We start from the raw sequence: 13,176 nt of genomic DNA on the forward strand, positions 1-13,176 counted from the left end.
TTATCCGTATTTATAGTATAAGTTCAATTTTAATGTCCAAATTAAAATTTGTCAAGGTAATATTTAGACTGATTATTATCCAAAGCATATATTTGGGCTCAAAAACATAAAAAAGTCATCATTTTAACTTACAGGATAATATAAGAATTAAAATTTGTGCGTGAATATCAACATAAAAACAGTGGGATACTTACTTTAAATAAAGGAGGTTTTCAAATGCATACTATGTGGAAAGGTTCGATTAGTTTTGGTTTAGTTAATATACCTATAAAAATGTACGCTGCTACAGAAGATAAGGATATAAAGTTTAGATATTTGCATAAAGAGTGCAATACTCCGGTGAACTATAAAAAAATCTGCCCAGCATGTAATAAAGAGATAGCTCAGGATGACATTATAAAAGGATATGAATACGAAGCAGGTCATTTTGTAATATTATCTGACGATGATTTTAAGTCTTTAGAAAAGGGAGAATCTCATAAATCTGTAGAGATACTAGATTTTGTAGATTTAAAAGAGATAGATCCTATTTATTTTGATAAATCCTATTACTTATCACCTCAAGAAACTGGTGAAAAGGCTTATTCACTGTTAAGACAAGCGATGAAAGACACAGAAAAAATTGCAATAGCAAAAATGAAACTACGTAACAAAGAATCTTTAGCAGCTCTAAGAGTCTTAAATGATGTTTTGCTAGTCGAAACTATTTTTTATCCAGATGAGGTTAGAAATGTAAAGGAAGTACCAAATATCAGTGAGGATATAAAAGTTGAGGAAAAGGAATTAAAAATAGCAACTCAATTAATTGAAAGTCTCTCAGCTAAATTCGATGCGGAAAAGTACAAAGATAATTACCGAGAAGAGATTAAGGAATTAATACAGAAAAAAATACAGGGCAAAGAGATTACTGTTACTGCTAAAGAAAAAGATAATAATATTATAGATCTAATGGAAGCGTTGCAAGCTAGCTTAAAACAATCTAACAAAAAAACTACAAAAAGGACAAAAAAAGTGGAAAACAAATCAAAAACAAGTTAGGAGATATAATGGAATTAATAAAGCCGATGGAACCCATATTAGTAGAAGATATTATAAAAGAAAGAGATTTTATACATCAGATAAAATGGGATGGTATAAGAATTATGTCTTGCTTAGACAACGGACAACTACAACTATATACTAAAAGAGGCAATAATCAAACAAATCAATATCCAGAAATAAAACAACTTTTAGATATTGACCATGTTAGCAATGCTATTTTTGACGGAGAGGTAATTTGTTTAAAAGATGGTAAGCCTTCTTTTAGAGAAATACTAATTAGAAATAGATCATCTAAAGAACTCGTTATTAATGAATTAATGGAAAGATATCCTGTATATTATATAGTTTTTGATATCCTGCATTTAAATGGAATGGATTTAACAAAAAATCCATTCCATGAAAGACATTTAATATTAAATAAAATTATTACATCATCAAGTAGAATTAAAACAGCTGAAAATAATGATAACCCTCAAGAAATATATAGTATTGTCAAAGAAAACGAATTAGAAGGCATTATCAGTAAAGATTTAAATAGTACTTATATATCAGGGAAAACACATAAAAAATGGTATAAATATAAACTAGAGAGAAAGATGTTGTGTGTAATCTGTGGTATTAACATAAATAGTGATAAAAAACCTAAATCAATTATTTTAGGTATTTACAATGATGGAAGACTGATTCAAGTCGGAGCTGCCTCTTCTGGATTAACTCAAAGAGATATTGAATTATTAAATGAGTATAAAGAAAAGCTTAGTATAGATTTCAATCCATTTAGTAAAGTGCGGTCTATAAAAAGTCCAGATATCATTTGGTTTAATCCATCACTTACATGTTGGATTTCATTTATGGAGTGGACTGACGAAGGAGTCATGAGGCACCCAAAAATATTAGGTTTTTCTAATGAGAGGATGGATAAAGCAGATGGTACAGAGTATATTAAATGATAAAATTTCTCTGTCTAATCCACAGAAAAAACTATGGAATAAACCAAGTATTTCAAAATTAGATTATGTAAGAGAGATACATGAATTATCACCTTTTTTAATAAGGCATTGTAAAAACAAGTACCTGACTTGCATAAGGTATCCAGATGGAGTATTAGGTAAATTTTTTTATCAAAAGAATATTCCAAGTTATGCTCCTCCTTGGATAGATTCTAAAATAATGTCAGATATCAATTATATTAATTTAAAAGATGAAAGAACCTTGATGTGGTTATGTAATTTAGCGACAATAGAATTTCATATTTCGTTTAATTCAATTAAGACTCCACAAAAGCCCGATTATATTGTATTAGACCTTGATCCATCAGAAGGTGTAAGTTTTGAAATTGTAAGGGAAGGTGGGCTTAGAATATATGAAGAATTAAAAAAGCTATCGATAGAGGCAGTAGTTAAAACTTCAGGAGCCACAGGAATACAAATATTAATACCTCATGGCAACAAATTAGATTACTTACAAGGAAGGAAAATTAATAGATTTTTTGCTGAATATTTTTCTAAGAAATATCCAAAAATCTTTACTATTGAAAGAACGGTTAAAAATAGAGGCAAAAAAATATATTTTGATTATCTACAGATGTGGACCGGTAAATCTATTATAGCTCCATATTCACCAAGAGCTAGAGAAGAAGCTCCTATTTCTATGCCTTTATATTGGAATGAGTTAGAAGAAGGAATAACACCTAAAACTTTTAATCTGATGAATATTAATAAAATTTTAGTAAATAGAGGAGATATATTGAAAGACTATGACAGAATATATAACGAGCCGTTACACTCTATGGTAAAAGAAATCAGTAAGTTACATTAGAAGACAAAATATGCACACTCTAATTGATAAAATGGTATGTAACTTATGAAACGGGGGGATTCCTAAATGGGTGAAGTTTACGTAATTACTTCAGGTAAAGGTGGGGTCGGAAAAACCACAACAACTGCTAATTTAGGATCAGCATTAGCTATGATGGAAAAACGTGTTGTAGTTATCGATGCAGATATTGGATTAAGAAATCTTGATGTTGTTATGGGGTTAGAAAATAAAATAGTATACAATATAGTTGATATAGTTGAGAAAAGATGTCGAATAAACCAGGCGTTAATCAAAGATAAACGCTTTGAAGAATTGTATTTATTACCTGCAGCGCAAACAAATACTAAGATGGATGTTAAACCTGATGATATGGTATTACTTTGTAATGAGTTAAAGGAAGAATTTGATTACATACTTATTGATTGTCCAGCTGGTATTGAAAGAGGATTCGAAAATGCTATTGCAGGAGCAGAAAAATCTATTGTTGTTACAGTTCCAGAAGTATCAGCAGTGAGAGATGCAGATAGAATTATAGGTCTGTTAAGAGATGCTGGGTTAAATGAGATTCATCTAATTATAAATAGAGTTCGATTAGATTTAGTTAAAAAAGGAGAAATGCTTAGTGTAGATGACATGTTAGATATACTTGCTATCAATTTACTAGGGATTATACCTGATAATAAGGATATTGTAATCACTACTAATAGAGGAGAACCTATAGTAACTAATGAAAAATCTATAACAGGGCAAGCATATAAGAATATTGCTAAGCGTATAATGGGCGAAGATATACCATTTTTAGAGTTAGATATTAGAAAAAATTTCATTCAAAGGCTTTTTAGTACAAGTTAAGGAGATGATAATATGGTTTTCTTTAAAAGTAAGCAAAATAGTAAAGACGTAGCCAAACAAAGGCTTAAGAATATTATAGCAAATGAAAAAAACAATATGACTACTGAAAAACTAGATATAATCAAATCTGAAATTTTACATTCTGTTGAAGATTACTTTACAGTTGACCGTCAATCTAGTGAAGTGTATATAGCAGAAGAAAATAAAGAAGCAGCAATTGTAATAATCCTCCCAATTGCCAAAGATAACGTATAGAAAAACGTTTTTTATTGTGATATAATGTCGAGAGTAATTGATGGCTCTTATTCTTAATTTTGTAGTATTGCGTAAATCACAGAGTAATTTTCATGCGTCTATATAGACAAAATTTAGGACTGAGTTTTCGAACATTTGGAGGTTTATAATGGATGCGTTTAAATATATAAAAAAGATAGATTTTACTCTATTATTTGTAGTATTAACTTTGTTTACTATAGGATTAGTAGCTATTCGAACAGCTACTAATATAGATAATTTTGTTGCTGGAGATTCTTCTGACTATATGATTAAGCAGATGCTTGCTTTTGCTATAGGAACTGTAGGGATGATAATATTGATGAGTATTGACTATCAAATGCTGGGACAATACTGGATTCATATATATGTACTTTGTTTACTATTACTCATGACAGTATGGATACCAGGACTTGGAGTAGCTAATAAAAATGCACTAAGATGGATTAATCTAGGCTTTGTGGAGTTGCAACCCTCAGAAATAGTAAAGATAGGATTTATAGTAGTTTTTGCTAAACTTTTAGATAAGAGAAAAGAAAAATTAAATAAGATAACAGATATATTGATATTAATAGCTTTTATCGTACCTTTTCTTATACTAATTGCAGCTCAACCAGACTTAGGGCAATCGCTAATATTTATAGTTATATCTGCTGGTATGATCTTTACAGCAGGGCTTAGCATGAAGTATATATACGGAGCAATAGTGGGGGTCGCAGTGGGAGTTCCGTTACTTTGGAATTTTTATATGCTTGATTACCAAAAACATAGGATTATAACATATTTAAATCCAACACTTGATCCACTAGGAGAAGGATACCATACTATTCAATCTATTACGACTATAGGTTCTGGTGGCGTTCTTGGAAAAGGTTTTAGTGCTGAGAATACTATGACTAATCTAAATTATCTCCCAGCACAGTGGACGGATTTTATATTTTCAGTTATTGCTGAGACAACGGGTTTTGTAGGCGCATCTATTGTAGTAATAATTTTAGGATTATTTTTATTCAGATTGATTAAGGACGCTAGAGAAGCAAAAGATGAATATGGAACTCTTATTATTGTAGGTGTATTCTTTATGTTCTTGTTTCAAATTTTCGAGAATATTGGAATGACAATGGGAATAATGCCAATCACAGGTATTACACTGCCTTTTTTAAGCTACGGAGGAAGCTCATTGATGACTAATTTGATGGCTGTAGGATTGGTATTAAATGTGTACATTCGAAGGCATTATATTAGCTTTGAATAATAATTATATTTATACAAATACAACCACAAGAAACACGCTTCGCGAGTTTCTCGTGGTTACGTGGTAGTCGCCAAATGTCTGCAAGCCGCCACTTGACTCATTACTTCGTGATAATAAGAAAGCTTCTAGTATAAAAAAATACTAGAAGCTTTTTGACGTAATAAAGAGTTTTTAATAATTAAATAGTTACATATCATCAAAAAATAATTCTAAATCTACGTTATAGGAATATATTTATAGAAAGTGATAAATGGGGGAGAAGATTATTTATGAACAAGAGAAAATATCCAAATAGTAATCGAGTAAACTTAGAAGCGAAACCTAGAAGTTACAGTACTAGTAAGTACACTAGAGACTTTAATAATAAGAAATATGATAATAAGGAGATAAGTAAAAGTGACAAGTTTATTATTAAAACAATTATTAGTGCCGTAATTATTGTCGGTGTATTTTTAATAAATAACATGAATACTAATTTTTCAAAGGGAATAACTGAAGAAATAGATAAGGCTATTTCTTATCAGGTTCAGTGGAACACGATTTTTAAAAGTGATATTATAACGAACTTCGAAGCTAGAGTAGTTTCTTTGTTAGGTGGTAAAGATGCTGAAGTATTTAGTGATTCTTCTGTAAAGACATTTGTAGAACCGGTTAGTGGACATTTAGTAAGTGAGTTTCAAGAGAAAACACATCCCGTATTTAATACTAAGATAGAACCTAGAGGTATTGAATACTTACTATTTGAAGACCAATCTATTACAGCTGCTAGTGATGGAGTAATAATAAATATAATGGTTAGTACATATCAAGGGAAACGTGTAGTGATGCAACATTACGATCAATACAAAACTGTATATGATGGGGTAGAAACGTGTGAAGTTGAAGAAGGGCAGTCGGTAAAAAAAGGAGAAAAAATTGGATTTGTCGAAGCTAATGAAAAAATATCAAAGTTGTTTTTCTTTGAAGTTTGGAGGGATAATGCTGCTGTTGATCCACGAATTATGTTTAATGTGGGAGAAGAATAATTAAAACGGAGCCTTAATGAAAATAAAAATTAATCCTATATTTATTATTGTCGTATTATTGGCTTATGTTTTAGGTGAAGTGCAAACAATACTCTTGTTTTTTTCGATACTTTTTATTCATGATTTTTCTCACTTCTTAGTAGCTAGATATTATGAAGTTCACATTGCATCATTAGAAATTATGCCTTTTGGCTGTGAGATGAAAATTGATGATGGTGATATAGATGATATTCAAAAATTATATATATATATGGCAGGACCTTTAACAAATATCTCCATAGCGTTGATATTATTAATCTTAAAATATTTCGATATATATTATTCTCCACTGTATAATGAAATTTTATTTGCAAACCTATGTATAGGTTTTTTTAATTTACTACCACTACATCCCCTAGATGGAAGTATTTTATTTAGAGTCTTTTTATCGAAAGTAGTAGGAACTATTAAAGCTTCCAAGGTGATTGTTATGATGACTCAAATTACTGCTAGTTTTCTAATTGTTATTACTATATATTCTTTAATACATAAGGTCTACAATGTAAACTATGGAATTATAGGAGTGTTTTTATTAATTCATAGTATAAAGGAAAGACGTAATATTTTAATGAGAGCCATGCAAAATGAAATTATTAAGAGAAGAAAAATTCTGGCTACCAATCGATATTTAAAAAGTGAGAGAATATGTGTAAATGTGAATGCAAGTCTAAAAAAAATAATGAGCTATTTTAATGCAAATAGATATTATATAATTGAAGTAATCGATTCTGAACATAATTATATTACTACAATTACAGAAGAAGATATAATAGAAGGTATAATAAATTTAGGTTATGATTGCACCATATTGGATATCTTGGTATGATAATAAGGTTATAAGTTAAAATTAAATGTTAAGCAAAAGCATGAGTTTAAAATACGGAGGTACCGATGAAAAGTAATTTTATAGATAAACTTGATGAAATATTGCCTTTAGTGGAAAGTCCAGGGCGATATATTGGCAATGAAGTAAATTCTGTAATGAAAGAAATTACAGAGGAGACAATAAGATATGCATTTGCGTTTCCAGATATTTATGAAGTAGGCATGTCACATTTAGGGACAAAAATTTTATATCATCTATTAAATGAACAGGATGATATCTATTGTGAAAGAGTATTTGCACCGTGGGTTGATATGGAAAGTCAAATGAGAGATAATGATATACCTTTGTACACATTAGAAACAAAAGATACAATTCATAATTTTGATTTTATTGGATTCACACTTCAATACGAAATGAGTTATACAAATATTTTGAATATGCTAGACTTAGCAAAAATTCCTATCTATAGTAAAGATCGAAATGAAGATCATCCTATAATTATGGTTGGAGGTCCATGCGCGTTTAATAGTGAACCTTTAGCTGATTTTGTTGATATTGTTGTAATAGGTGAAGGCGAAGAGGTACTGTTAGAGATTTTAAAAGTATACAAAGAAAATAGAAGTCTCATGAAAAATGATATTCTAAAAAAAATTATGACCATAAAAGGTGTGTATATACCTTCGTTTTATGATGTGAAATACTTAGAAAATGGAAAAATTGAAGAAATATTAACTAAAGAATTAAATGTTCCGACTCATATTAAAAAGAGATATGTACAAGATATGGACAAGTCATATTTTCCTAGTAAAGTCATTCTTCCTTATGTTCAACCAGTCCATGATAGGGTGATATTAGAGGTTTTCAGAGGATGTACAAGGGGATGTAGGTTTTGTCAAGCTGGGATGATTTACAGACCTGTAAGAGAAAAAAGTCCAGAAAAATTACAAGAAGATGCACAAAAACTTATTGACAGTACAGGTTATGATGAGATATCTTTGTCGTCTTTAAGTACAACTGATTATTCTCAGTTGCAAAACTTAGTAGATCATTTAATAGATAAATACGAAGGAAAGCGGGTATCAGTTAGTTTACCGTCACTTCGAATTGACACTTTTTCCATTGGACTAGCTGAAAAAATACAAAAAGTTAGAAAAACAGGGTTAACTTTTGCTCCAGAAGCTGGGACTCAAAGGCTAAGAGACGTCATTAATAAGGGTGTATGTGAAGAAGACTTGTTAGAAGCTGTTTCAAAAGCGTTTGAAGCTGGATGGGGGCATATAAAGTTGTACTTTATGATCGGCCTACCAACTGAAACAATGGAAGATATTGAAGGAATTGCAGTGCTTACAGAAAAAGTATTGCAAAAATATTATGAAACAAAAAGTCCAGAAAGAAATAAAAACATTAAAATTGTAATTAGTACATCCACTTTCGTTCCGAAAGCTTTCACTCCATTTCAATGGGAAAGCCAAGATAGTATGGAACGATCTGACGAAAAAATAAGGTATTTAAAAACTAGAATAAAAAGCAAAAAAATTACATACAACTGGAGCGAATCTAGTCTAAGTATGTTAGAAGGAGCATTTGCTAGAGGAGATAGAAGATTATCAGAGGTTCTCTATAGTGCATGGAAGAAAGGTTGTAAGTTCGATGGATGGCATAAGCAGTTTAATTATGCTGAATGGATAGATGCTTTTAATGAATGTAACTTAGATACAAAAGACTATTGCCAGAGTAAATCAGAAAATGAAATTCTACCTTGGGATATTATAAATCCTGGTGTTAGCAAAGAATTTCTAATAAAAGAAAAAAATAGAGCTTACACACAAGATATCACTAAACACTGTAGAAGTGGTTGTGCTAATTGTGGTATAACTGAGTTTTCAGAAAGGTGGGTATGTAATGACTGTAGCCAGGATTAAGTACGGCAAAGGTAATGAATTGAAATACATTTCTCACTTGGATTTTATGAGAGCCATTCATAGGATGTTAAATAGAGCAGGGATGGAAGTTGCACATTCTCAAGGATTCAATCCACATCCAAAAGTATCATTTGCTATGGCAATGCCAGTTGGTATGACTAGTGAAGGAGATTATCTAGATGTAGAATTTAACAATTCATTACCTGCTCAAGTAATAAAGAGAGAACTTGTAAAACACTCGCCCCCAGGGCTCGATATTATCGATGTAAAGGTTTATGAACAACCTGTTAAATCAATATCGGCACAAATAAGCCAAGGAATTTTTAATGTTGAGATAGCCTTAGATGGTAATGTAACAATAAATCAAATAGATGATATTATACAAGGTATACTAGACCAAGAACATATTGAATTACCAAGGAAAAATAAAAAAGGTAAAATTGTATTAAAAGATATTAGACCACATATAAAGAAACTACATGTGGCTGAAATAAAACAAAATATATTAAAATTAGATATGGTCTTAAGCATAGGAAGCAATGAAAATCTTAATCCCCAAATGCTAATAGACTATATAACTTCTCAGAATAAAGGGATTAAAGCAATTCCATTTGCAAAAATACACAGAATAGATATGATAGTAAGTGAAAATAAAACACCTATGGATATTTAAACAAATCTACAACGCTACGAACAATTGTTCATAGCGTTTATTGTATCTTGCGAAGCATCTAACCTATGAGCAATTTATTAGCATCAGGGGCAGTAATTACTTTCAATTCAAAGTTACACTTGTCACGATATTGAACTTATGTTACAGTTTATATAAGGTGCAATCTCGAGGAGGTAAATATGATTAATATTGATTTAAGTGGAAAAGTAGCAGTAATAACAGGCTCATCGAGAGGTATTGGTTACTCATGTGCAGAGATTCTTGCTAAATGTGGTGCTAGAGTAGTGATTAACTACAGGAATAACGCATTATTATCAGAAGAATTAGCACATAAAATTGGAAGTGCAGCTACAACTTTTAAAGGAGATGTATCTATACCCGAAGAAGTAGAAAAGCTAATGAAGTATACAAATGATAAATTTGGAAATATTGATATATTAGTTAATAACGCAGGTACGACAACAGAAAATAATATTGAAGATCTTTCTATAGATGATATAGAAAAAGTTATTAGAGTTAATTATTTTGGTAGTTTATATTGTTGTAAATATGCTATTCCGTATATGAAACAAAACAATAACGGAAGCATTATCAATATTTCATCGACTAGTATGTACTCAGGTGCAGGTGGTGGTGCCCATTATGCTTCTTCAAAAGCGGCATTACTGGGTCTAACTAGAAATCTGGCTAAAGATTATGGAAAGTATAATATTAGAACGAATTCATTAGCAGTTACTCTAGTAAATACAGAACTATTAAGGAATAGAACCACAGGAGATTTAAAAGAAAAAATAGCTAATGTTCCATTAAAAAGATTATGTGAACCAGAAGAGATAGCTTATATGGTAGCTTTTTTATCTTCAAGTTTAGGTAGTTATATTTCTGGAGAAGTAATAACTATTGACGGAGGAAGAACATTTGCTTAAATAAAGTGAAACTTTATTCAGTAGATGTTTTCTTCATTCCCCTACAGAATGTCGCAGCTTTGCACTTAATCTATCGCATGAAAAAAACATAGAAAAGATGGAACAGAGTTTTGTCTCGTATACATGATAGAGCAAGAGTATTTTTAATACAAACGCAAACACGCTGTCGCAAACTGTACGAAAAGAACTTGAAGATAAACTAAATTTTTGAAACTCGCTACGCTCAAACAGTCAAAAATTCTTGACGTTAATCTTCTCCTTCTTTTGAATTTAGCGAAGCTATCGTTTGCTAATGTTTTAAAAATACTCTATATAGTTATCTACTTTGATATGTTTTTAAAAAGGGTTCGTTGACCCCTTAAATGATAAAAGATAAAAATAAAGTGAAACTTTATTCAGTAGAACCAATCGTGGTGGGAATCTTAATACCTGTTAATGTAGAAAAAATTATATAAAGGAGTGAAGGTAATGTTAGAAGAAAAAAAAGAATTATTAGTCCAAATTGCAAAAGAGGCAGAGAGTACGGGTTTGTGTCAACCAGGTTCAGGAAATTTTAGTATAAGAGATGTGGAATCAGGATATATAGTAGTTACACCATCAGGAGTAGGTAGAAAATTTTTAACTCCAAAACACATATTAGTAATAGATATAGATGGTAATATTATTGAGAAGAATGCAGATGTTAAGCCTACAAGTGAAACACCTATGCATTTAACAGTCTATAAAGAAAGACCTGACCTAAATGGAGTAGTTCATACTCACTCAAAATATGCTACTGCTTTTGCTGTACAGAATAAACCAATAGAATCTATTGTATTTGAAGCTGTTGCGTATGGAGGAAGAGTGCCAGTGGCACCTTATGCAACTCCATGTGGTGATTTGTTGGCTCAATCAATAATACCTTATATAAAAGAACACACTGCTATATTACTTGAGAAGCATGGAGTAATTTGTGGTGGGGCAGATATTCAAGCAGCATTTCTAAGTGCTAATTACTTAGAAGACGTTGCAGAGATTACATTTATTGCTACTGTAATAGGTGGAGGAAAATTGCCAGAACCAATACCACAATCAGAATTAGATAAAGTGGGAAAAGCCTAGGACATTATTACAATAGTCAACCATTAATTGTAGATATTTGATTAAAGTAAAAAATAATGAATCATAGCAATAGTAGAGTGTTAGCTGGTTTTTAAAAGCTTATAAAATACAATGGGGTGAAATTGTGAAAGCATTAGTTTTAGAGGGGAAAGAGAAAATAAAATATATTGAAGTTGATACACCTGTTTGTCCAAATGATGGATTATTAATTAAGATAGATTCAGTTGGGTTATGTGGTTCAGATGTAAGGACTTATTCTCATGGTCATCATGATGTTAAATATCCCTGTATTTTAGGTCATGAAAATGCAGGTACTATCGTAGAGATTGGCAATCTAGTAAGCGGTTTTAATTTAGGAGAAAAGATTATCGTTAATCCAGTACTCCCTTGTGGTAAATGCTGGTATTGTCAAAAAGGTTGGCAACACATGTGTTCGGATAGATTAACTTATGGACATACTATACAAGGCGGTTTTGCTGAATATATGGTTGTACCAGGTGTTGGTTTAGAGCGTGGACAAGTGATTAAAATACCAGATGATGTGTCAACAGATGATATGGTTATTGTTGAATTATTATCGTCGGTAATAAATTCCCAAGAGTATGCAAATGTCACACTAGGAGAGACTATTGCCATATTTGGAACGGGTCCAATAGGTTGTTTGCACGCTGAAATAGCGAAGCTAAGAGGCGCAAAAGATATTATTATGATCGATATTAACGACAATAGATTAGAGTTATCAAAAAAATTTAGTGGTACTAAATTTATAAATTCTGCAAAGGTAGACATTGTAAAAGAGATAATGGATTATACAAATGGTTTTGGTGTTGATGCTGCTATTATTGCTACTCCTGCCATAGAATCTCAAGCACAAGGTCTTGATATATTAAGGAAAAGAGGAAGACTTGTAATATTTGGTGGAGTATCCTCCGAAAATCCATATACAACCCTTAATAGTAATACTATACACTACAATGAAATTGCAGTCCTTGGTTCATTTGCATACGGTCCAAATAATTTCCAAAAAGCTTTTGATATTGTTTGTAATAAGATGATAAATACAGATGGCTTTATTACACATAAGTTACCTTTATCTAAAGTTGAAGAAGGAATAGCTGAAGTAAAAGCTGGAAATGCGCTAAAAGTAGTTTTAAAACCCACGATGAATTAATAATTTATTTAAATAGTACTGAAGCATAGAAAAGACCTTATTATTATAGGTCTTTTCTATGCTTTTATTACCTACTAATGAAGGAACTAAGAACTAACACGTTAGTAAAGTAATTACCAGGGCTATCTAATGATAAAACAAAGAAAAAATTGAATAGGATTTTGTCTCATATACATGATGAGAGCAAGAGTATGTTTAAAACAAACTCAAACACGCTGTCGCATACTGTATGAAAGAACTCGAAGATTAACTAA

General features: G+C 30.9%; 13 protein-coding genes and 1 other annotated feature (1 of these 14 cut by a window edge). All 13 genes read left to right on the plus strand.

Annotated features, from left to right (window positions below; all coding sequences use genetic code 11):
* Nucleotides 1-5 (minus strand) — a binding site (T-box leader); it reaches 247 nt to the left of the window's first position.
* Nucleotides 6-216: 211 nt separating this feature from the next.
* The 13 genes from ku to GC105_RS17595 all read left to right on the plus strand — a co-directional run bounded on the left by ku (nucleotide 217) and on the right by GC105_RS17595 (nucleotide 12,922).
* Complete coding sequence (gene ku / locus GC105_RS12405) at nucleotides 217-1,038, plus strand: non-homologous end joining protein Ku (RefSeq protein ID WP_152805249.1); 822 nt, start codon at nucleotides 217-219, stop codon at nucleotides 1,036-1,038.
* An 8-nt stretch (nucleotides 1,039-1,046) separates the two neighbouring features.
* Nucleotides 1,047-1,991 (plus strand): ATP-dependent DNA ligase, encoded by a 945-nt coding sequence (locus tag GC105_RS12410; RefSeq protein WP_152805251.1) that lies wholly within the window; start codon nucleotides 1,047-1,049, stop codon nucleotides 1,989-1,991.
* The gene (ligD, locus tag GC105_RS12415) at nucleotides 1,969-2,859 is read left to right on the plus strand and encodes a non-homologous end-joining DNA ligase (RefSeq protein WP_193708413.1); all 891 of its coding nucleotides are present in this window, start codon (nucleotides 1,969-1,971) and stop codon (nucleotides 2,857-2,859) included. Before GC105_RS12410 ends, ligD begins: the two co-directional genes overlap by 23 nt.
* A gap of 66 nt (nucleotides 2,860-2,925) precedes the next feature.
* Nucleotides 2,926-3,711 carry a septum site-determining protein MinD gene (gene minD, locus GC105_RS12420; protein WP_152805255.1) on the plus strand — a complete coding sequence of 262 codons (786 nt, stop codon included), beginning with the start codon at nucleotides 2,926-2,928 and terminating at the stop codon, nucleotides 3,709-3,711.
* 12 nt (nucleotides 3,712-3,723) lie between these two features.
* Nucleotides 3,724-3,966, plus strand: a complete 243-nt coding sequence (locus GC105_RS12425) for a cell division topological specificity factor MinE (RefSeq protein WP_152805257.1) — start codon at nucleotides 3,724-3,726, stop codon at nucleotides 3,964-3,966.
* Between the two features lie 148 nt (nucleotides 3,967-4,114).
* Nucleotides 4,115-5,239, plus strand: coding sequence for a rod shape-determining protein RodA (gene rodA / locus GC105_RS12430; protein ID WP_152805259.1), 1,125 nt, complete (start codon nucleotides 4,115-4,117; stop codon nucleotides 5,237-5,239).
* 269 nt (nucleotides 5,240-5,508) lie between these two features.
* The gene (locus tag GC105_RS12435) at nucleotides 5,509-6,264 is read left to right on the plus strand and encodes a M23 family metallopeptidase (RefSeq protein ID WP_152805261.1); all 756 of its coding nucleotides are present in this window, start codon (nucleotides 5,509-5,511) and stop codon (nucleotides 6,262-6,264) included.
* Nucleotides 6,265-6,280: 16 nt separating this feature from the next.
* Nucleotides 6,281-7,129 (plus strand): site-2 protease family protein, encoded by an 849-nt coding sequence (locus GC105_RS12440; protein WP_152805262.1) that lies wholly within the window; start codon nucleotides 6,281-6,283, stop codon nucleotides 7,127-7,129.
* A 65-nt stretch (nucleotides 7,130-7,194) separates the two neighbouring features.
* Nucleotides 7,195-9,051, plus strand: coding sequence for a TIGR03960 family B12-binding radical SAM protein (locus GC105_RS12445; RefSeq protein ID WP_152805264.1), 1,857 nt, complete (start codon nucleotides 7,195-7,197; stop codon nucleotides 9,049-9,051).
* Nucleotides 9,032-9,724: a TIGR03936 family radical SAM-associated protein gene (locus tag GC105_RS12450; RefSeq protein WP_152805266.1), complete on the plus strand. Its 693-nt coding sequence runs from the start codon at nucleotides 9,032-9,034 to the stop codon at nucleotides 9,722-9,724. The genes GC105_RS12445 and GC105_RS12450 overlap by 20 nt, the downstream gene beginning before the upstream one ends.
* A 179-nt stretch (nucleotides 9,725-9,903) precedes the next feature.
* On the plus strand, nucleotides 9,904-10,650 hold the full coding sequence (locus GC105_RS12455) for an SDR family NAD(P)-dependent oxidoreductase (RefSeq protein WP_152805268.1): 747 nt from the start codon (nucleotides 9,904-9,906) through the stop codon (nucleotides 10,648-10,650).
* Nucleotides 10,651-11,118: 468 nt separating this feature from the next.
* Entirely contained in the window at nucleotides 11,119-11,751 is a 633-nt protein-coding gene (locus GC105_RS12460; RefSeq protein WP_152805270.1) for a class II aldolase/adducin family protein, read from the plus strand.
* A 124-nt stretch (nucleotides 11,752-11,875) separates the two neighbouring features.
* Nucleotides 11,876-12,922 (plus strand): alcohol dehydrogenase catalytic domain-containing protein, encoded by a 1,047-nt coding sequence (locus GC105_RS17595; RefSeq protein WP_343030026.1) that lies wholly within the window; start codon nucleotides 11,876-11,878, stop codon nucleotides 12,920-12,922.
* Nucleotides 12,923-13,176: the final 254 nt, after the last annotated feature.

It is taken from the genome of Alkalibaculum sporogenes (genome assembly GCF_009362815.1).
Lineage (GTDB): Bacteria > Bacillota > Clostridia > Eubacteriales > Alkalibacteraceae > Alkalibaculum_A > Alkalibaculum_A sporogenes.